The organism is Clostridium felsineum DSM 794 (assembly GCF_002006355.2).
Classification (GTDB): domain Bacteria; phylum Bacillota; class Clostridia; order Clostridiales; family Clostridiaceae; genus Clostridium_S; species Clostridium_S felsineum.
Window position 1 is genome coordinate 2,302,896 of the sequence record NZ_CP096980.1, and the last position, 22,042, is coordinate 2,324,937.

Annotated in this window: 20 protein-coding genes and 1 pseudogene; all 21 read left to right on the top strand. The window is 31.4% G+C overall.

What is annotated here, in order from left to right; genetic code table 11:
- Positions 1-158: 158 nt before the first annotated feature.
- The 21 genes and pseudogenes from CLFE_RS10845 (at position 159) to rpe (ending at position 22,041) form a co-directional block, all read left to right on the top strand.
- On the top strand, positions 159-1,472 hold the full coding sequence (locus CLFE_RS10845) for a DUF512 domain-containing protein (protein ID WP_077833755.1): 1,314 nt from the start codon (positions 159-161) through the stop codon (positions 1,470-1,472).
- A 3-nt stretch (positions 1,473-1,475) separates the two neighbouring features.
- Entirely contained in the window at positions 1,476-2,792 is a 1,317-nt protein-coding gene (gene der, locus CLFE_RS10850) for a ribosome biogenesis GTPase Der (RefSeq protein WP_077833756.1), read from the top strand.
- 1 nt (position 2,793) lies between these two features.
- Entirely contained in the window at positions 2,794-3,792 is a 999-nt protein-coding gene (locus CLFE_RS10855; protein WP_077892636.1) for an NAD(P)H-dependent glycerol-3-phosphate dehydrogenase, read from the top strand.
- Between the two features lie 81 nt (positions 3,793-3,873).
- The gene (gene spoIVA, locus CLFE_RS10860; RefSeq protein WP_077892635.1) at positions 3,874-5,352 is read left to right on the top strand and encodes a stage IV sporulation protein A; all 1,479 of its coding nucleotides are present in this window, start codon (positions 3,874-3,876) and stop codon (positions 5,350-5,352) included.
- A gap of 201 nt (positions 5,353-5,553) precedes the next feature.
- The gene (locus tag CLFE_RS10865) at positions 5,554-6,549 is read left to right on the top strand and encodes an asparaginase (RefSeq protein WP_077892634.1); all 996 of its coding nucleotides are present in this window, start codon (positions 5,554-5,556) and stop codon (positions 6,547-6,549) included.
- Between the two features lie 71 nt (positions 6,550-6,620).
- Complete coding sequence (locus CLFE_RS10870; protein ID WP_077892633.1) at positions 6,621-7,775, top strand: aminotransferase class I/II-fold pyridoxal phosphate-dependent enzyme; 1,155 nt, start codon at positions 6,621-6,623, stop codon at positions 7,773-7,775.
- A 154-nt stretch (positions 7,776-7,929) separates the two neighbouring features.
- Positions 7,930-8,808, top strand: a complete 879-nt coding sequence (locus CLFE_RS10875; RefSeq protein ID WP_077892632.1) for a YicC/YloC family endoribonuclease — start codon at positions 7,930-7,932, stop codon at positions 8,806-8,808.
- A gap of 18 nt (positions 8,809-8,826) precedes the next feature.
- Entirely contained in the window at positions 8,827-9,105 is a 279-nt protein-coding gene (gene remA / locus CLFE_RS10880) for an extracellular matrix/biofilm regulator RemA (protein ID WP_077833762.1), read from the top strand.
- Complete coding sequence (gene gmk / locus CLFE_RS10885) at positions 9,105-9,734, top strand: guanylate kinase (RefSeq protein ID WP_077833763.1); 630 nt, start codon at positions 9,105-9,107, stop codon at positions 9,732-9,734. Before remA ends, gmk begins: the two co-directional genes overlap by 1 nt.
- Complete coding sequence (gene rpoZ, locus CLFE_RS10890; RefSeq protein ID WP_077833764.1) at positions 9,715-9,933, top strand: DNA-directed RNA polymerase subunit omega; 219 nt, start codon at positions 9,715-9,717, stop codon at positions 9,931-9,933. Before gmk ends, rpoZ begins: the two co-directional genes overlap by 20 nt.
- A 1-nt stretch (position 9,934) precedes the next feature.
- Entirely contained in the window at positions 9,935-11,128 is a 1,194-nt protein-coding gene (coaBC, locus tag CLFE_RS10895) for a bifunctional phosphopantothenoylcysteine decarboxylase/phosphopantothenate--cysteine ligase CoaBC (protein ID WP_077892631.1), read from the top strand.
- A gap of 30 nt (positions 11,129-11,158) precedes the next feature.
- Entirely contained in the window at positions 11,159-13,363 is a 2,205-nt protein-coding gene (gene priA / locus CLFE_RS10900) for a primosomal protein N' (RefSeq protein ID WP_077892630.1), read from the top strand.
- 19 nt (positions 13,364-13,382) lie between these two features.
- Positions 13,383-13,835 carry a peptide deformylase gene (def, locus tag CLFE_RS10905; protein ID WP_077833767.1) on the top strand — a complete coding sequence of 151 codons (453 nt, stop codon included), beginning with the start codon at positions 13,383-13,385 and terminating at the stop codon, positions 13,833-13,835.
- A gap of 15 nt (positions 13,836-13,850) precedes the next feature.
- A complete protein-coding gene (gene fmt, locus CLFE_RS10910) occupies positions 13,851-14,765 on the top strand; it encodes a methionyl-tRNA formyltransferase (RefSeq protein ID WP_077892749.1) in 915 nt (304 codons plus the stop codon).
- Positions 14,766-14,785: 20 nt separating this feature from the next.
- Entirely contained in the window at positions 14,786-15,469 is a 684-nt protein-coding gene (locus CLFE_RS10915) for a zinc metallopeptidase (RefSeq protein ID WP_077833768.1), read from the top strand.
- Between the two features lie 14 nt (positions 15,470-15,483).
- Entirely contained in the window at positions 15,484-16,809 is a 1,326-nt protein-coding gene (rsmB, locus tag CLFE_RS10920) for a 16S rRNA (cytosine(967)-C(5))-methyltransferase RsmB (protein WP_077892629.1), read from the top strand.
- Positions 16,810-16,821: 12 nt separating this feature from the next.
- Positions 16,822-17,859 (top strand): dual-specificity RNA methyltransferase RlmN, encoded by a 1,038-nt coding sequence (rlmN, locus tag CLFE_RS10925; protein WP_077833770.1) that lies wholly within the window; start codon positions 16,822-16,824, stop codon positions 17,857-17,859.
- 7 nt (positions 17,860-17,866) lie between these two features.
- A complete protein-coding gene (locus CLFE_RS10930; protein WP_242950846.1) occupies positions 17,867-18,613 on the top strand; it encodes a Stp1/IreP family PP2C-type Ser/Thr phosphatase in 747 nt (248 codons plus the stop codon).
- Positions 18,591-20,477 (top strand): annotated as a pseudogene (pknB, locus tag CLFE_RS10935) (Stk1 family PASTA domain-containing Ser/Thr kinase); the annotation flags it as partial. The gene CLFE_RS10930 and the pseudogene pknB, both read left to right, overlap by 23 nt.
- A 50-nt stretch (positions 20,478-20,527) precedes the next feature.
- Entirely contained in the window at positions 20,528-21,394 is an 867-nt protein-coding gene (rsgA, locus tag CLFE_RS10940) for a ribosome small subunit-dependent GTPase A (protein ID WP_077892627.1), read from the top strand.
- A complete protein-coding gene (rpe, locus tag CLFE_RS10945; protein ID WP_077892626.1) occupies positions 21,391-22,041 on the top strand; it encodes a ribulose-phosphate 3-epimerase in 651 nt (216 codons plus the stop codon). The genes rsgA and rpe overlap by 4 nt, the downstream gene beginning before the upstream one ends.
- Position 22,042: the final 1 nt, after the last annotated feature.

The following is a 22,042-nucleotide window of genomic DNA, read 5'->3' on the forward strand; positions in this document are numbered from 1 at the left end:
CTGTTCTAATTGTATTTTAGGATGCTTTTTAAAACCTAAAACAAAGAACAGTTATTTTTTATTTTAGGGAGAAAGCTTGTATTCTTGACTTAAAACATTTAATAATGTAATATAACTAAAGAGTTTAAATATGTAACATTATATTGTAGGGAGTAATTATGAAAAATAAAATTATTAAAATCGAGCCTCAAAGTATAGCCGAAGAAATGGATATTGAGGTTGGTGATAGTCTTTTAAGTATAAATGATAAAGAGGTTAAGGATATAATAGACTATAGATTCTTAATGGCGGACGATTATGTCGTTGTGAAAATACAAAAGCAAAACGGTGAAGTATGGGAGCTTGAAATAGAAAAAGAATACGATGAAAAGCTGGGAGTAGAATTTGAAAGTGGAATTTTAGATTCAGCTAAAAGTTGTAGTAATAAGTGTATATTTTGTTTCATAGATCAACTTCCTAAAGGAATGAGAGAAACACTTTATTTCAAGGATGATGACTCAAGACTTTCCTTCCTTCAAGGTAATTTTGTAACACTTACAAATATGAGTGATGACGACATAGATAGAATAATAAAATATAGAATAAGTCCAATTAACGTATCTGTTCAAACTACGGATCTTGAGCTAAGAAAAAAGATGTTAAACAATAGATTTGCAGGAAACCTAATTGAGAGAATGAAAAAGCTTTCTGAGGCAGGTATAATAATGAATTGTCAAGTAGTATTATGCCCGGGTATAAATAATGAAAAAGTCTTTTCAAAAACAGTAGAGGATCTATATGAGTTTTATCCATATGTTAAAAACATAGCAGGTGTTCCTGTTGGAATAACTTCTTTTAGAGAAGGTCTTTTTGAAATGAAAGCCTATGATGCTGAAAGTGCAAAGATAGAAATTGAAAATATTAAACCTCTTCAAGATAAGTTTATAAAAGAAATAGGTGCACCTTTTGTAAGGCTTTCTGATGAATTTTATGTATTGTCAGGTATACCAATCCCCAAGACAGAATTTTATGGGGAATTTGAACAATTTGAAGATGGTATAGGTATGATACGTACTTTTAGAGATAATATAGATATGTCCTTAAACAAATTAGACGAGAATATACATAAATCCTTCACTATGGTTACAGGTGTTTTAGCATATGAGGAAATATATAAGGCAGCAAAAGTACTAATGGAAAAAAGCTCTGGGCTTAAAATAAATGTGATTAAAGTAATAAATAAGTTCTTTGGTGAAAAAATAACTGTAGCTGGTCTTTTAACAGGTAGTGATATTTTAAAGTGTTTAAAGGAAAGTGAGTCTAGCGATTATATAATATTGCCAGCTAATATGTTAAAAAGTGATGAAGATATATTTTTGGATGACGTTAGAGTTACTGATATTGAGCGAGAACTAAATAAAAAGGTTCTTGTGTGCGATTATTCAGGAGAGGATTTAGTAGATATAATAAACAAATATGGCAGGGAGGAATAAAAAATGTCTAAACCAATAGTTTCGATAGTTGGAAGACCTAATGTAGGAAAATCAACTTTATTTAATAAGCTTGCTGGAAGAAGGGTCTCAATTGTTGAGGATACTCCAGGAGTTACAAGAGATAGAATATATGCCGAATCCGAGTGGGTAGGAAAGAAATTTACTATAATAGATACAGGTGGAATTGAACCTGAAAACAACGATATAATACTTACACAAATGAGAAGACAGGCGCAAATAGCAATTGAAATGTCAGATGTTATTGTCTTTATGGTGGATGGTAAGCAGGGTCTTACAGATACCGATAACGAAGTTGCTGTTATGCTTAGAAGAAGTAAGAAGCCAATAGTTTTAGTTGTAAATAAAATCGATAAAAATGTTGAAGAAAATAATATATATGAATTCTACAACCTTGGAATAGGTGATCCTGTTTCAATATCATCATCTCAAGGACTTGGAATAGGCGATATGTTAGACGAAGTTGTAGAAAGATTTAAGGCCTCTGAAGAAGATGAAGAGGAAGAAGAATATATAAAAGTTGCCTTTGTTGGAAAGCCTAACGTAGGAAAATCATCTCTTACTAACAGAATTCTAGGAGAGGAAAGAGTTATAGTAAGTGACATACCTGGAACTACTAGAGATGCTATTGACAGCTTTTTGGAAACAGAATTTGGAAAATTAATTCTTATAGATACAGCTGGACTTAGAAGAAAAAGTAGGATAAAAGAAGAAATAGAAAGATACAGTGCTGTAAGAACTATGGCAGCTATAGAAAGATGTGACGTATGCACTCTTATACTAGATGCTACAGAGCCTATAAGTGAGCAGGATGAAAGAATAATAGGTTATGCACATGAGAATAATAAAGCAATTTTAGTTATTGTTAATAAATGGGATCTTATAGAGAAAGATGACAAAACTATGGATAACTTTAAAAAGAATTTAGAAGTTAAATTCTCCTTTATGGCATATGCTCCATTTTTGTTTATATCAGCCAAAACAGGTCAAAGAGTACATAAAGTTCTTTCAGAAATAAAGAAATGTTATGATAACTATAATAAGAGAATTGCCACTGGAGTTTTAAATGATGTTATAAGCAATGCTGTTTTAATGAAGGAACCGCCAGTAGTTGCATTTAAAAGACTTAAGATATTTTATGTTACACAAACAGACGTAAAACCACCTACCTTTATATTTTTTGTAAATAATCCTGAGCTTCTTCATTTTTCTTATAGAAGATATTTAGAAAATAAATTAAGACAGAGCTTTGATTTTGAAGGTACAGGAATTAAGCTGATATTTAAGGAAAGGAAGAACTAATATGAGTGATGTGACATTCATAGGTGGGGGAAGTTTCGGAACAGCACTTGCAATAATATTAGCTAAAAAGGGCTATGATATTGTAATTTGGGATAGAAACAAAGATATACTTGATGATATAAACACACTAAGATCAAATACAAGATATCTTCCTAACAGCATAATACCTTGTAATGTTAAAGCCTCCGGGGATATTGAAAAAGCTACTAAGGAAAGTAAATATATTGTTCTCGCAGTACCATCTTTTGCAATTAGAGATGTATGCAAAAAAATAAAGGGCTCTTTAAAAGAAAATCAAATAATTGTTACCATAGCTAAAGGCATGGAAGAAGAAAGTAAAAAAAGATTATCAGAGGTAATCAAAGAAGAACTTTATAAAAATCCTGTTGTAGTTTTATCTGGGCCCAGTCATGCAGAAGAGGTTGCAAATGATATTCCAACAACTGTAGTAGTTACATCTACAGATATGAAATATGCAGAACAGGTTCAAGATGTTTTTATGACCAACAGCTTTAGAGTATACACTAATAGTGATATTGTTGGAGTTGAAATTGGTGGAGCTGTTAAAAATATAATAGCTTTAGCATCAGGCATATGTGACGGAATTGGTTATGGCGATAATACAAAGGCAGCACTTATGACACGTGGTATGAGCGAAATAATGCGAATAGGTATAAAGCTTGGTGGAAAACCTGAAACCTTCTTTGGACTTACAGGAATAGGGGATCTTATAGTTACTTGCACTAGTATGCATAGTAGAAATAGAAAAGCTGGCATACTAATAGGAAGAGGTATGTCCTGTGATGAAGCATGTAAAAAAATAGGGATGGTTGTAGAAGGTGTTAAAGCATGTCATACTTTTTATGAACTTAAGAATTCTTTGGGTGTGTCTATGCCAATTACAAATTCTATATACAAGGTTTTGTTTGAAAATGGTATACCTAAAAAAGAAGTGTCTGAACTTATGAGAAGAGATAAAAAATACGAGTACTATTTTTAAGAGATTTGCACAATTAGGAATAAATAAGAGGCTGTCCTAATATATATATATTGTTAATATTAAGGTGTGGGAGGAAGCAGCGTGGAAAACTTTAATATATATAAGGACATTACCGAAAGAACGGATGGGGATATCTATGTGGGGGTTGTAGGACCTGTTAGAACGGGTAAATCTACATTTATTAAAAGATTTATGGATATTATGGTAATACCCAATATAGATAATCCTCATAAGAAGGAGAGAGCAAAAGACGAACTCCCTCAAAGTTCATCCGGTAAAACAATTCATACAACGGAACCTAAGTTTGTTCCTAATGAGGCAGTAGACATAAGTTTAAGTGAAGGTATAAATTGCAAAGTAAGGTTAGTTGACTGTGTTGGGTATATAGTGAAAAGTGCACAAGGATACGCAGAAGCTGATAAACCCAAAATGGTATCAACGCCTTGGTTTGATCATGAAATATCTTTTGAAAAGGCGGCAGAGATAGGAACTAAAAAAGTTATCGATGAACATTCTACAATAGGCATTGTGGTAACAACGGATGGATCGATAACAGATATACCAAGAGAAGATTATATAGAAGCAGAAGAGAGAGTAGTAAAAGAACTTAAGGAAATAAAAAAACCATTTATGGTTATATTGAATTCAGCACATGCTAAAGACCCTAAAACTCTTGAACTTAGAGACGAATTAGAAAAAAAATATGATGTTTCTGTACAAGTTTTAGATGTTCAAAATATGGTTGAAGAAGATATAATAAAAGTTTTTAGCAAGGTATTAAAAGAGTTTCCTGTAAAAGAAATAAACATAGATATGCCAGAATGGATTGAAAAGTTAAGTACAAAACACTGGCTTAAAGACAACTTTATGAACATTATTAAAGAAATATGCATCAAGGTAAACAAAGTAAGGGACATTTCAAAAATTATAGACTCGTATTCAGGTATGGATTATTTAGATAAAGTGGATATGACAGAAATGAATATGGGTAGTGGTGTAGGAAGGATAATTTTCACACCTAAAAAAGACATGTTCTATAAAGTTTTAAGTGAAGAATGTGAGTGTGACATAGATGGAGAAAATAAACTCTTGTCTATAATGAAAGAAATGCATGAAGCAAAGGTTCAATACGATAGGGTGTCTGAGGCTTTAAAGGATGTAAGAGAAAAAGGTTATGGGCTTGTTGCACCACAGCTTACTGAAATGAAATTAGAAGAGCCTAAAATAGTAAAAAGCGGAGCGAGATATGAAGTTAAACTTAAGGCAAGTGCTCCAAGCTTCCATTTTATACGAGCTGATATAGAAACAGAGGTTTCGCCAATAATGGGAAGTGAAAGAGAAAGCGAAGAGCTTGTAAAATCTCTGCTTGAGCAATTTGAAAATGATCCATCTGAAATATGGGAAAGCAACATGTTTGGAAAATCATTAGAGGTACTTGTTAAAGAGGGACTCCAAAAGAAGCTTTATAAAATGCCTGATGATGTTCAAGCTAAAATACAAAAAACACTTGAGAAAATAATCAATGAAGGTAATGGCGGGTTAATCTGTATTATACTTTGATTTTATTTAATTAAAAAGGGGATTTCTTTAAAAAGGGAATCCTCTTATACTTATATATATACGTTGGTTAAATCTTTTTTATTGTGACTTTTAAAATATCACTGCTTAACATATCTTCCGATCTAGAATATTTTAAAAGTCAGAATATATAGAGTCACACAACTTATGTACTAAAAAACTAACATAGAAAGGGAGAAGCATATGAAAAAGGTTGCAGTAATATTCAATGGAGGCACAATATCAATGAAATTTGATAAAAAGGTGAAGGCAGCGGTCCCTGCCCTTACAGGAGAGGAAATAATGTCTATGGTAACAGGTATAGAAAACTTTGCCGAGATTGAATCCTTTAATTTTTCTGAATTTCCAGGACCACATATGACTCCAGAAAAAATGATGGAACTATCAAAGTTTGTTAAAAATATCCTAGAAAGAGAAGATATTGTTGGAGCAGTAGTTACACATGGTACAGATTCATTAGAAGAAACTGCATATTTTCTAGATCTTACAATAAAAAGTGAAAAGCCTGTAGTTGTAACTGGTTCAATGAGAAATAGTTCTGAACTTGGTTATGATGGTCCGGCTAATCTTTCTGCTTCTATATGTACAGCCATATCTAAAGGTGCTAAAAACAAAGGAGTCTTAGTTTGCTTTAGTGACGAGCTTAATAGTGCATCAGAAGTTACAAAAGTACATTCTATGCATCTTAATGCCTTTGAAAGCCCTGATTTTGGGCCTCTTGGTATAGTGGATACTAATAAGCCTATATTTTACAGAGATACTGTATATAATGATTACATAGAGACAGATAAAGTGGAATCTAAAGTTGCATTAATAAAAGCAGCAGTGGGAATGGATTCTGATTTTATAGATTTTGCAATTGAAAAAGGATATAAAGGAATTGTAATTGAAGCAATGGGCAGGGGTAATGTACCACCTAATATGGTAGATGGTATTAAAAGAGCCATAGATAAAGATATACCAGTAGTTCTTGTGTCACGCTGCTATAAAGGAAGGGTTCTAGATTCCTATGGATACCATGGTGGAGGAAAAGAACTTAGAAATATGGGAGTTATTTTTGGAGATAATCTTCCTGGACAAAAGGCAAGAATAAAGCTTATGGTTGCACTTGGAAGGACAAAGAAAATCAATGAAATAAGAGAAATATTTGAAGAGGATTTTTATAGAATATATAAGTAACAATAATATTTTCCATGAATACACTATATATAGAAAAAATATATATGAGTGTATTTATGGAGGTTTTTTCAATGATTAAAGTAAATAATAGACTTAAAACCATAGATGAATATCATTTTAAAAAGATAGAAGATAAGAAAAGAAAGCTCATAAAAAATGGGATGAGGATAATAGATTTAGGTATTGGAGATCCTGATTTAGTACTTAATGAAGATATAAAAAAGGAATTGGTAAAGGCTTTAGATATTAAAGATGTTAATAAATACCCACCTTATAGTGGAATAGAAAAGCTTAAATTACAAGTTATAAAATATTATGAAGACGTTTTTAGTATAAAATTAGATTTAGATGAAGTAATAATTACAATAGGTTCAAAGGAAGGTATAAGTAGTCTATTACCTTCTATTTCTGATATTGGTGATTATGTAATAGTTCCAAATCCAGGCTATCAGGTGTATACTGCTGCATCAAATTTATGGGGGGCAGTACCTTATAAAATTCCACTTACAGAAAAAAACAATTATCTTCCTAAATTAAAAGAAATACCAGAGAGCGTAGCTAGAAAAAGTAAAATTTTCTTTATTAATTATCCCAATAACCCTACAGGAGCAGAGGCAGGCGAAGATTTTTATAAAGATATAATAAACTTTTGTGAAAGAAGAAATATACTTTTAGTTAATGATTCAGCCTATAACGAAATAATAAAGAAAGAATCCACACCTATTAGTTTGCTTCAAAGTGATAAAAATAAAAGCATGATAGAAATTGGGAGTATATCAAAAACTTATAATATGACAGGTTTTAGGATAGGATATGTGGTAGGAAATAGACATGTAATAAAAGCTCTTCTAAAGGTTAAAAGTAATATAGACTCAGGACAATTTGTACCTATACAATATGCAGCAGCAAAAGCTATTAGTTTAGATAGAGATGAAATAAATAAATCACGAGAAATATACGATAATAGAAGAAACATTGCAAAAAAAATACTAAAACAAAAAGGAATAAAGTATTTTGATGCAAATGCAACCTTTTATGTTTGGTGCAGTGTTCCAAAAGGATACTCTACAGATGAATTTTGTGATAAACTTCTTACTGATTATGGGGTTGTGGTAACACCTGGATATTGTTTTGGAAATTTAGGATATAATTTTTTTAGAATTGCCCTTACCACTAATATTGAAAATATTGAAACAGCATTGAGCAAATTTGAAGATTTTAAATGAAATTGCAACTTTTAAAGGAAAAAATACTATAAAACAATAAAAAATGTGGTATAATTGAGTTTGTTATAAAAAGAACCTGTTTTTACTTGCTATATCGTGTATAATTGTTAATATAGTATTATACATGTTTTTTACTTATGGAAGGATGAGGACAATGATAAGAAGCATGACGGGATTTGGTAGAGCTTCTAATGATAATGGTAAACTTGGATTTAATGTTGAAATTAAAAGTGTAAATCATAGGTATTTTGATTTAAATATAAAGTTGCCTAGAAATCTTATTTCTCTTGAACAAAAAATAAGAAAAGAAGTAGGAAATAAGATAAAAAGAGGTAAGGTAGATATATTTATAACCCAAAATATTTATGACAGTAGCTGTTCAAATGTAAGTTTTAATAAATCTCTTGCTAACAGTTACTTTAAATGTTTAAAACAGATAAAAGAAGAGTTTAATGTGTTAGATGATATATCTGTCTCACTTATATCAAAGTTTCCTGATGTAATTAACATAGCTCAAGATGAGGAAAATTTAGATGAAATTTCTGAAATACTTCTAACTCCTCTTAATGAAGCTCTTGAAAAAATGTTAGTTATGAGAGAAAAAGAAGGAATGAAACTTAAAGAGGATATAGAGCGTAAGTGTTCTAATATTGAAGAATTGGTTTCAAAGGTAGAGGCTAGGGCTCCTTATACAGTAGAAAATTATAAAAGCAGGCTTGAGGAAAGAGTAAAAGATTTACTCACTGATAATCAAGTAGATGAAGCTAGACTTGCAATGGAGGTGACAATTTTTGCAGATAAATCCTGCATAGACGAAGAGATAGTAAGACTTAAAAGTCACATGGTACAGTTTAAAAGTACGCTTTTAAAAGATGAACCAGTCGGAAGGAAGTTAGACTTCATAGTTCAAGAAATGAATAGGGAAGCTAATACGATAAATTCAAAATCAAACGATATCGATATAGTTCACTGTGTTCTTGATATAAAAAACGAAATAGAAAAAATAAGAGAACAAATTCAAAATATAGAGTAATTTTAGGAGGAAAAAATTATGGATATAAAATTAATAAACATAGGTTTTGGAAATATAGTTTCAGCAAATAGGTTAGTTGCAATAGTTAGTCCAGAATCAGCACCGATAAAGAGAATAATACAAGAAGCAAGAGATAGAGGAATGTTAATTGATGCTACTTATGGAAGAAGAACAAGAGCTGTAATAATAACAGACAGTGATCATGTAATATTATCAGCAGTTCAACCTGAAACTGTAGCACATAGACTATCAACAAAAGATGATGGAAGTAACACAGTAGAAGAGGTAGAAGAATAATGTCAAAAAAAGGATTGTTGATTGTTATTTCGGGTCCTTCAGGCGCAGGCAAAGGAACCATTTGCAAGGCTCTTATGAAAGAACAACAATTTTGGCTGTCAGTTTCAGCAACAACAAGATCACCTAGAAAGGGTGAAGTTGAAGGTAAAAGCTATTATTTTTTGACAGTAGATGATTTTAAGAGTAAAATAGCTAAAGATGGCTTTTTAGAGTATGCACAGGTGTATGATAATTACTATGGAACACCTAAGAAAAATGTATGTGAAAAGATTGATAAGGGTGAAAATGTAATACTTGAAATAGACATTCAAGGTGCGCTTAAAGTCAAGGAAAATTATCCTGAAGGAGTATTTATATTTATACTTCCGCCTTCTATGGAGGAGCTTAAAAAGAGGATAATAGGAAGAGGAAGCGAAACAGAAAAATCGCTTATGACAAGATTTAAATCTGCGTATAAAGAAATAAATTATGTATCAAAATATAATTATGCGGTTATAAATGATACTGTAGACAGTGCTGTACAAAAAATAAACAGCATCATAATAGCAGAAAAATGTAGAGTGGATAGAATAAAAGATAATATAATTGATTCTAAGGAGGGAAAAATTCATGAACAATTCTATGATTAATCCATCAGTAGTAGACTTAAAGAAAAAAACAGGAGATAGATATTCTCTTGTAGTTATAACATCTAAAAGAGCAAGACAAATAATTGCTGGAGATAAACCTCTTGTGGACATTGATAGTAATAAAGCACTTACAATTGCAATAAACGAACTAGATCAAGACAAAGTGAATTTTAATTTGGTAAACGAAGGTATAAAATAAAATGGAATCTAAAAATGTAGTTATTGGTGTAAGTGGAGGCATAGCAGTATATAAAGCACTCGATGTTATAAGCCGCTTAAAAAAGTTAAGCTTTGGTGTTGATGTTATAATGACAGAGTCCGCTTGTAAGTTTGTAACACCACTTAGTTTTCAAAGCCTAAGTGGAAATAAAGTTATAAGTGATATGTTTGAAGAACCAAAATCTTGGGAAATTCAACATATATCCTTAGCAAAGAAGGCTGATATATTAGTAGTAGTACCAGCTACAGCAAATATAATTGGTAAAGTGGCAAATGGAATAGCTGATGATATGCTTTCAACAACCATAATGGCAGCCTACGGAAGATGTCCAATAGTGTTTGCACCAGCAATGAATACAAACATGTATAAAAATCCTATTGTACAGAGGAATATAAAGATTCTAAAGGAATATGGATATATTTTTATAGAACCTGATAAAGGAAGATTAGCTTGTGGAGATGTTGGCGAGGGAAAACTAGCTGATACTGAGCTTATCTATGAGAATATCAAAAGCATTCTATATAGTAAAAAGGATTTAGCTAATAAAAAAGTTGTGGTTACAGCTGGGCCTACTATAGCACCAATTGATCCTGTAAGATATATAACTAATCATTCCACGGGTAAAATGGGCTATGCCATTGCAGAAGAAGCAAGGGATAGGGGAGCTAAGGTCACACTTATAAGTGGAGAAACTAGTTTAAAACCACCGTTTGGAGTGGACTTCATCAAAGTATCCACTAATGAAGAAATGATGAAAAAGGTTCTAGATGAATTTGAACATAGTGATATAGTTATAAAATCGGCAGCAGTAGCAGATTATAAAGCTAAAAGCTATAGTGAATTAAAAATAAAAAAAGCTAGCGATAATTTAAACATAGAATTTATAAAAGATAATGACATACTAAAAAAACTAGGTGAAATAAAGAAAAATCAAATTTTGGTTGGTTTCGCAGCAGAAAGCAATGATTTAATTGAAAATGCTAAAGCTAAGCTAACTAAAAAGAATTTGGATTACATAGTAGCTAATAATATATTAGAAAAAGATGCAGGATTTGCTAGTGATGAAAACAAGGTTATAATACTAGGAAAAGACGGAAGCAAATTTGAGCTAAACAAAATGTCCAAAAGAAAAGTTGCAGAGAATTTATTCGATTTATTAAGTAAAAAGCGCTAATTGCGCTTTTTCTTGTTAAAGGGTGATATAGTGTATAATTTTGCAGGTATTATAATAAATAATGAAGTTACATCTCTAGATAGAGTATTTACTTATAAAATTCCAGAAGAGTTAAAAGAGAGTATAAAAATAGGTCAACTTGTTAAGGTACCCTTTGGAAATGCTAACAAAAAACTATATGGTTTCATAATTAATCTTAAGGAAGAAAACGAAGAGAATATAAAACTGAAAAACATATCATCAATAGAGAGTAAAGAGCCGGTTATAACAGATAAAGATTTAAGGCTTATTAGTTATATGAAAAAAAAGTATCTATGTACATATATAGAATGTATAAGGCTTATAATACCTACTGGAATTATGAAAGGTATGAAGCCTAAAACTACTGATGTGGTATTTTTAAGTGGCAGCGGTCTTAAAGGCAGCTTAAGAAAAGATATTTACGAGACAATATACAAAAAAGTAGAAGAAAACAATGGAGTCTACAATAGAAGTCAATTGAGTAAGAAATTTAATATTTCATTGTCATCTATTAATACAATGATAAAGCATGGGGTACTTAAAATATCAGAAAAAACTTTAACAAGATATGATAATAGAGTCTATGACTCTTACGATGAAAAAAAACTCAACGAATATCAAGAAGAAGCAGTAAACAGGATACTTTATTCTAACAAAAAAAAGTTTTTAATTCATGGAGTTACTGGTAGTGGAAAAACAGAAATATACATGCATTTAGTAAAAAATATGATTGAAGAAGGTAAACAATCTATAATATTAGTTCCCGAAATATCCCTTACACCTCAAATGATAGAAAGGTTTAAGGGAAGGTTTGGACTAAATGTAGCGGTTTTTCACAGTAAGCTTTCTGATGGGGAAAGATACGATGAATGGACTAGAGTAAAAAATGGAGAAGTTAAAGTAGCAGTTGGAGCAAGATCTGCACTTTTTTTGCCTTTTAATAATTTGGGATTAATTGTAATAGATGAGGAACACGAAGGAAGCTACAAATCAGAAAGTGATCCTAAATATAGTGCTATAGAAGTGGCAGAAATGAAAAGCAAGATAGAGGATTGCACACTTGTTTTGGGTTCCGCTACCCCAGCAATTGAAACTTATTATAAGGCATTAAAAGAAGAGTATTACTTAATTACTCTTGATCGTCGAGCAGATGGAGCAGTGATGCCAGAGGTTTCGGTTGTAGATATGAGAGAAGAGCTAAGGCAAAATAACAAGTCTGTGTTTAGTAAAAGTTTATATGAAGCTATTTATGAAACACTAGAAAAAAATGAGCAAATAATACTTTTTCTAAATAGAAGAGGTTATTCAACCTTTGTTTCTTGTAGAAAATGTGGATATGTTTTTAAATGCAAAAATTGTGATGTTTCCATGACCTATCATAATAATAAGGGATATCTTATATGCCATTATTGCGGTAGTACTCAGAGAATTCCAAGAACATGTCCTAAATGCGGAAGTAAATATGTAAAATATTTTGGAGCGGGGACGGAGAGAATAGAAAGAGAAATAAAAAAGCTTTTTCCAGATGCAAGAACTGTAAGAATGGACAGAGATACAACTGTAAGAAAAGATTCCTATGAGAGAATATACAATGCCTTTAAAAATAAAGAATTTGATATCTTAATTGGAACTCAAATGATAGCAAAGGGATTGGATTTTAAAGATGTTACATTAGTTGGAGTAGTAGCAGCTGATTTGACTTTGAATTTGCCAGATTATAAAGCATCGGAAAGAACATTTCAACTTTTGTGCCAGGTGAGTGGAAGATCAGGAAGAGGAAGTAAAAAGGGTAAAGTTATAATACAAACCTATTCTCCTGAAAGCTATGCCATAGAATACTCAGCTAAAAATGACTACAAAAGCTTTTTTAAAGAAGAAATTAAATTGCGGCATGATATGGATTATCCACCATTCAATAAGCTGCTTTTATTAAATTTTAGTTCTAAAGATGAAAAATTATTAATAAAAAATATACAAATAGTTGGTGATTTCTTAAAAAATAAGGCTAAAGAATATAGTAATATCTATATATTGGGACCTTGTCCATCACCAATCTCTAAAATTAATGAAGCTTACAGATGGCAAATAGTAGTAAAAGGTGACATAGATTATGAATTAGCAAGCTTTATAAAAAAATCTATTTATGAATTGTTGAAAAAAGTTTATAATAATATAAGAATATCATTAGATATAAACCCTTTGAGTTTATTATAATGTTTTGGAGGTAATATAAATGGCTATACGTAATATAAGAAAATATGGTGATGATTTATTAAGAAAAAAAAGTAGAAAAATAGAGAAGATAGATAAAAGATTATTAACTCTTATAGATGATATGTTTGAGACAATGTATAATGCAGATGGAGTTGGACTTGCTGCACCACAGGTTGGAATACTTAAAAGACTTGTAGTAATAGATGTAGGAGAAGGTCCAGTAGTTTTAATAAATCCTGAAATAATAGAACAAAAAGGATCATATGTAGATTTTGAAGGCTGCTTAAGTATTCCAGAAAGACAAGGTGAAGTTGAGAGACCCACATATGTCAAAGCAAAGGCATTAAATGAAAAGGGTGAGGAAATTATAATAGAAGCTGAAGATTTGTTTGCAAGAGCTATATGTCATGAAACAGATCATTTAAATGGAGTTTTATTTGTAGATAAAGTAATTGAAAGTGAGGAAGAGTAATTGAAAATTGTTTTTATGGGGACACCGGAATTTTCAGTGCCATCACTAAAAAAGCTTATAGAAAAATATGATGTAAAGGCGGTCTTAACTCAGCCGGATAAACCAAAAGGTCGTGGTAAAAAGCTATCTATGTCCGAAGTTAAAGAAGTGGCCATAGAAAATAATATTCCAGTGTTTCAACCAATCAAATTAAAAAATGATACAGAGGTTATAAATAAGTTAAAGGAAATAGCACCTGATTTTATAATTGTAGTGGCTTTTGGTCAGATTTTATCAAAAGAGGTTCTCGATATACCTAAATATGCCTGCATAAATCTACATGCGTCTCTTTTACCAAGTTATAGAGGTGCTGCACCTATAAATTGGGCAATAATAAATGGAGAAAAGAAAACAGGAAACACAACTATGTTTATGGCAGAAGGACTAGACACAGGAGATATGCTTCTTAAGGATGAAGTTGATATAGAAGAAAACATGACAGCGGGAGAATTACATGACATCTTAATGAATAGAGGAGCAGATCTTTTAGTAAAAACTATAGATGAGTTCGTTAAGGGAAACATAAAACCGGAAAAGCAGGGCACGCCAAAGACTGAATATGCAGCTATGCTATCTAAAGAAACAGGAAAGATAAACTGGAATGAAAAAAGTGAGACCATATGTAACCTTATACGAGGTTTAAACCCATGGCCTCTTGCATATTCTAGCTATAATGATAAAGTTATGAAAATTCATGAAGCAAAGGTTTTAGATAGTTTGCCAGAAGGAGAACCAGGTCTTATAACCAATGTAGATAAAGAAGGTATACAGGTTAATTCTAAGAATGGCAGAATTTTAATTACAAAAATTCAGTTTCCAGGTAAAAAATCTATGAAAGTTGGAGAATATATAAAGGGAAACAATATAGATAAGGGAGTTGTTTTAAAATAAAAAACTGAGGAGGCTTTATTATGCCGTTATATTTTGATTCTAGTTTTATAATACTTATACCAGCTCTTATAATATCTTTTGCAGCACAAGCAAAAATAAGTTCTACATTTAATAAGTATTCAAAAATTAGAAGCGTAAATGGTTATACTGGAGCAGATACAGCTCGAATGCTTTTAAACGCAAATGGTCTCAATGATATTCCTGTAGAATTAGTTCAGGGAAAGCTAACGGACCATTATGATCCTAAAAATAGAATTATGAGGCTTTCAGAAGATGTATATTATGGAGTATCCGTTGCAGCTATTGGTGTGGCAGCACACGAAACTGGTCACGCACTTCAGCATCAAAAACATTATGCACCTCTTGAAATTAGAAATACTATAGTACCTGTAGTTAATATAAGTTCTAATGCTTCATGGGTTTTGTTTTTTATAGGAGTAGTATTCAGTATTCCGGCTTTGGTTAAAGTTGGGATAGCTTTTTTTGCCGCAGTAGTACTGTTTAATCTTGTAACGCTTCCAGTTGAATTAGATGCTTCTAAAAGAGCACTTAACCTACTGGAAAATAAAGCTATACTTTATCATGAAGAAATTAAAGGGGCACGTAATGTTTTAAATGCAGCAGCAATGACATACGTAGCTGCAGCTCTTATGGCGATTTCAGAACTCATAAGATTAATAATAATTAGCAGAGATAGAGATTAAAAAGGAATGAAAATATGAATAATACAAGAAAAATTGTTCTTGATGTTTTAAATAAAGTTTTCTCAAATGATGGATTTTCCAATATAGTTTTAAACAAAGCTTTAAAAAATAGTGAGATATCTTCTAAAGATAAGGGCTTTATAACAGAAATAGTATATGGTACTATAAAATATAAATATAGTATTGATATTATAATCAGTAAATTTATAAAAACTAAAATAAATAAGGTTGATAAGAAGGTTCTTAATATTCTAAGAATGTCAATTTATCAAATGAGATATCTTGATAAGGTTCCGGACTTTGCAGTTGTAAACGAAGCTGTAAATATAGCTAAAAAACAGGTTTCTATGAAGTCTTCAAAGTTTGTAAATGCAGTACTTAGAAACTATATTAGAAATCCTGAAATGAATTTTTACAACAAAAACAATAACGTGGAAAGCCTATGCTTTAAATATTCGTTTGAACCATGGTTAGTAAAATTCTTTTTAAAGCAGTATAAGGAAAGTACAGAAAAAATTTTAAAAGGATTAAATGAAAGTCCATCTATAACAATAAGGGTGAATACCCTAAAAACTTCTCATGAAGAACTTTTTAATAAACTTAAAGAGTTAGAATATAATGTAGAGGAAGGGTACATTCTTAAAAAAGCCATAAGGATAAATAGAGGTCATGGAATAGAAAACAATCCTCTTTTTTCAAAGGGATACTTTACTGTTCAAGATGAAAGTGCCATGTTGGTATCAGAATGTATGGAAATCAATGAAAACCAAACAGTGCTTGATTTGTGCAGTGCTCCAGGTGGTAAAACCACCCATATTGGAGAGTTAATGAAAAATACAGGTGTTATTTATGCTTTTGATTTACATGAGAATAAGATAAAATTAATAAATGAAAATGCAAAAAGATTAGGAGTAGAAAACATAAAGTCATCAGTTTTAGATGCTACTACATATAAAGGCGAATTTTTAAATAAAGCTGATAGAATACTTGTAGACGCACCATGCTCCGGTCTTGGCATAATAAGGAAAAAACCTGAGATAAAATGGAATAAAAGCTTAAATGATTTAAAGAAGCTTTCTGATATTCAAAAGAATATACTACATAATGCTTCACTATATTTAAAAGAAGGTGGTATACTTCTTTATTCAACTTGTACTTTGAATAAAGATGAAAATGAAAAAAATATAATTGAGTTTTTGAAAGATAATCCTAATTTCAAAGTGCAGTCTATAGAGTTTGGAAATTTCTCCAATTTAATCTATTCCCCTTATGGAGTAACAATACTTCCTAATGAGTATATGGATGGATTCTTTATGTGTAAACTCAAAAAAATTAAGTAGGTGAAATACAATTTGGAAAATATTTTAAATTATGATGAAGCTGAACTTAAGCAGTGGATGGATGAAAACGGAGAAAAGCCTTTTAGAGCCAAACAATTTTATGATTGGATATATAAAGGTGTTTTTGATTTTGATGATATGAAAAACTTATCTCAAAAAACAATGGAAAAGTTAAAAAAGAACTTTTATATTGGTATACCTAGTGTAGTTAGAAAACTTAATTCAAAAAAAGGTGATACTGTAAAGTTTCTTTTTAGCTACAATGATGGCAATATAATAGAATGTGTTGTTATGAAATATGATTATGGTAATTCCATATGTATTTCTACGCAAGTTGGATGTAGAATGGGGTGCAGCTTTTGCGCTTCAACTATAGGAGGAAGAGTTAGAGATTTAACATCTGGAGAAATTTTAGCTCAAATATTAAAGGCTCAGGATGAAATAGGAGAAAGAATATCAAATATAGTTCTTATGGGCAGTGGGGAGCCTCTAGATAATTATCATAATGTTATAAAATTTATAAGGGTAGTTAACTCTGAAAAAGGACTTAATATAGGTCAAAGGCATATAACATTATCCACATGTGGAATAGTTCCTAAGATATACGATTTGATGAGGGAAGATCTTCAAATAACATTGGCAATATCGCTTCATGCATCAGATGATGAAACTAGAAAAAAGATAATGCCTGTAGCGAATAAATATTCTATATCTGAAATTCTTGAGGCCTGCAGAAAATATTCTGATGTAACAGGTAGAAGAATTACCTTTGAATATTCTCTTGTTAAAGGGGTAAACGATGATAAAGAAAGTGCAAAAAAGTTAGGTGAACTTCTTTCGGGTATGCTTTGTCATGTTAATTTGATTCCTGTTAATACGGTTAATGAAACTTCTTATGAAAAACCTGAGAGTTTCAAAGTTAAAAAGTTCTGTGACACACTTTTAAAATATAAAATAGAAAGTACTATAAGAAAAGAAATGGGAGCAGATATAAATGCCGCTTGTGGACAGCTTAGAAGAAATTATATTGAGGAAAGTGAAGGGAAATAATATGAAAATGGTAGGAATGCTATCTGATATTGGCACAGTTAGAAAACTTAATGAAGACTATGTTGGTTTTTATGAAAATGAAGAAATAAGATTTTATGTTGTTGCAGACGGAATGGGTGGACATAATGCTGGTGAAGTTGCAAGTAAAATCGCTGTTGATTCTGCAGTAAAATACATAAAGGAAATGAATGTCATAGATTCAGATAAACTTGGAGATATACTTTCGAGAGCAATAAAATTTGCTAATGAAGAAATCTATAAGGAATCCATGAAAAAAGAAGGTTTAAGTGGGATGGGAACAACTGTTACAGCATGCTTAATTAAGGGTAATGATGCAGTTGTAGCAAATGTTGGTGATAGTAGTTGCTATTTCATAAAAAGAGATGATATTATTAAGATAACAAAGGATCACTCCCTTGTGCAGCAACTTGTAGATAATGGAACAATCACAGAAGAGGAAGCTCTTTCACATCCCAACAAAAACATTATTACAAGGGCTCTTGGGACAGGAGAAAATGTAGAGGTAGATATATTTGAAGTAGAGATGAATAATATTTCTAAAGGAATACTTGCAACGGATGGTCTAACAAATGTAGTTGATACCCAAGAGATATATAATATAGTTTTAGAAAATGATAAGGAAATGGCGTGTCATAAGTTAATTGAACTTAGCAAGGAAAAAGGCAGCCGTGATAATATATCAGTTATTGTATTTGAAGGAGAGTGTAAAGATGATAGGGACTGTGCTGAGTAATAGGTACAAAATAGAGGAAGAAATAGGCATAGGTGGAACAGCAGTTGTATATAAGGCTATGGATACTCTTTTAAATCGTCATGTGGCTGTAAAAGTTCTTAAACGTGAATTCACAGAAGATGAAGAGTTTGTATTTAAATTTAAAAGAGAAGCATCCGCTGCAGCTAGAATTGCAAATGCAAATATTGTAAACATATATGATGTAGGTGCTGATGGAAATACTAATTATATTGTAATGGAATATGTAGCGGGAAAAACTCTCAAGAAAGTAATAAAGGAAAGTGGAAAAATTGATTTTGAAAAGATAATTGATTATTCTACTCAAATAGCAAAGGCATTAAATTTTGCCCATAAAAACGGTATTGTTCATAGAGATATAAAGCCTCATAACATAATGGTTACAGAAGATGGTATAATTAAAGTTACTGATTTTGGTATAGCAAAGGCTTCAAATGAAACAACTATAACAACTACTAATAAGGTTGTAGGTTCTGCGCACTATTTATCACCAGAGCAAGCTCAGGGAATTCCTGTGGATTGTAGGTCGGATATATATTCTTTTGGAATAGTTCTTTATGAAATGGCAACTGGAAAGGTTCCATATGATGCGGATACACCTATTTCAATAGCTTTAAAGCACATACAAGATGATGCTGTACCACCTAATGAATTAAATAAGGATGTACCTCCTGCACTTAATAAGATGATTTTAAAGTGTATTGAGAAGAAACCAGAAAATAGATATCAAAATGCAACCGAAATATTAGATGAATTGAGTAGAGTAAGGAATAATTTTGTAGATGATGAAGAGTTCACAAGAGTAATGGATCCTATGCAGCTTCAAAATGAAAAGAATAATGCAAATAAAGATTTAGACAATGATGATACTTACTACGATGGTGAACCTTATAATGCGGATAATGAAGAGGAAGAAGAAGAGGCTGTTAAAAAAGGTCCAAAGAAGAGTATAGCTTTAAATGGTAAAGTTAAAAAAATATTAGTTGTATCTATTGTTTTAGTTATAATTGTTGCTGGGTCTGCACTGGCTTTTTCAATGGGTTCAGGAATATTTAATTCTTCTTCTAATGCACAAACAAAGGTTAAAGTACCTAAAATAAGAGGCTTAAAGGAAAGCGATGCAAAGAAAAAGGTTGAAGATGCAAAATTAAAATTCCAAGTTGTAGATAAAGTAAAGAGCAGTCAACCAAAGGGAACTGTTGTAACCTGTTATCCAGACGAAGATACAGAGGTAAGTACTGGGTCTGTTGTTAGAGTTGATATAAGTGCTGGAGAAACAGAACAAAAAACACCATCATTTGTAGGCTTAACAGAAAGCGCTGCAAAAGAACAAATAAAGCAGTACGGTTGTAATGTTGGAAGTGTTACTACTGAACACAGCAGTGATGTTGCAGAAGGAAATGTAATAAGGCAATCGCCAAGCGAAGGTTCTGATTTAACTAAAGGAATGACAATTGATCTTGTAGTAAGCAGTGGACCAGAAGTGAAAAAAGCAACTGTTCCTAGTGTTTATGGTAAAAGCTCAGATACTGCATCATCTATACTTCAAAATGCAGGTTTTGGTGTAAATGTTGCAACAGAAGCGGTTAAAGATGCTAGTCAAGATGGAATTGTAATAAAGGAATATCCAAATGGTTATGTAAATGCAGGAGCAACTATAACTATAGTTATTGGTAAATACACTCAACCACAACAGCAGCCACAACAGCAGCCACAACCGCAGCCACAACAAAACAACAATAATAATAATACTAATAATACTAATAATGCTAATACTAATAATACTAATACTAATAATACTAATAATAATACTCCGGATAGTAATAATAATGGTGGTAAAGCACCAACACAATAAATAATGGTAATGTCCAAAAATAATCAATATATGGAGGAGATATGCAAGGAATTATAATAAAGGGAATAGCAGGTTTCTATTATGTAAAAGTTGAAGAAAAAGTATATGAATGTAAAGCAAGGGGAAAGTTCAGACTGGGTGAACTTTCCCCACTTGTAGGTGACAAGGTTACTATAGCAGTTAAAAATGAAAAAGGTGTTATAGAAGAAATACATCCAAGACTAAATAAACTTATAAGACCACCTGTTTCAAATGTAACACAGGCATTTATAGTATTTTCAGTTATAAATCCTGAATTTAGCAGTGACCTATTAAACAAATTTTTAGTACTATGCGAATATAACAATATAAAGGTGAAGATTTGTATAAATAAAATAGATTTAGCTTCACAAGGGCTATTAGAATCAATAAAAGATATGCTAAAAAATACAGGATATGAAATTAAACTTTTAAATGCAAAAAATAACGTGGGAATTGAAGAATTGAAAAAATCCTTAAAGGATAATATAACAGTTGTTTGTGGTCCCTCTGGTGTTGGAAAATCCACTATGATGAACTCAATAGCTGGACGTAGTGTTATGCAAACTGGAGAAATAAGTGATAAATTAAAAAGAGGAAAGAATACTACAAGGCATAGTGAACTTGTAGAAGTAGTGGGAGGCTTTTTAGTTGATACACCGGGATTTTCTTCATTGGATTTAAACTTTATAGACAAAAACGAGCTTAGAGAGCTTTTTCCTGAGTTTTATGATTATAATGGAACCTGTAAATACTCCACATGTGTTCATGATAAGGAACCAGGTTGTGCAGTTAAAAGAGCCCTTGAAGAAGGAGTTATAAACAAAGAACGATATGACTTTTATATTGATACATTGAACAAACTAAGTACTAGGAGGAATTATAAATGATAAAATTAGCACCCTCAATTTTAGCAGCAGACTTTTCAAAGCTTGGAGAAGAAATAAAAAAATTAGATGAAGCTGGAGCAGATGTAATACATATAGATATAATGGACGGAAATTTTGTGCCTAATATAAGCTTTGGTCTTCCGGTAGTAAGAGATATAAGAAAGTATACAAAACTTCCCTTCGATGTTCACCTAATGATAGAGGAACCATCTAAATATGTAGAACAGTTCGCTAAAATCGGAGCAGATATAATAAGCATACATTACGAAGCAGATAAACATATAGATAGAACCTTAAATTATATAAAATCATTAGGAGTAAAAGCGGCTGTAGCAATAAATCCAGGAACACCGACAACTGTCTTAAGAGATTTAATGAATATAGCTGACATGGTTGTTATAATGTCTGTAAATCCTGGCTTTGGGGGACAGAAATATATAGATTATTCCTATGATAAAATAAGGGAAATAAGAAGTTACGCTGACAAGCTAGGAAGAGATATTTTAATTGAGGTAGATGGTGGAGTGGATAAGGATAATATAAAAAAGGTAAAAGACGCTGGAGCTAATATTATAGTAGCAGGTTCGGCAGTATTTAAAAACGGTGATATAAAGAAAAATATAGAACTATTAAAAGGAAGTATGTAAG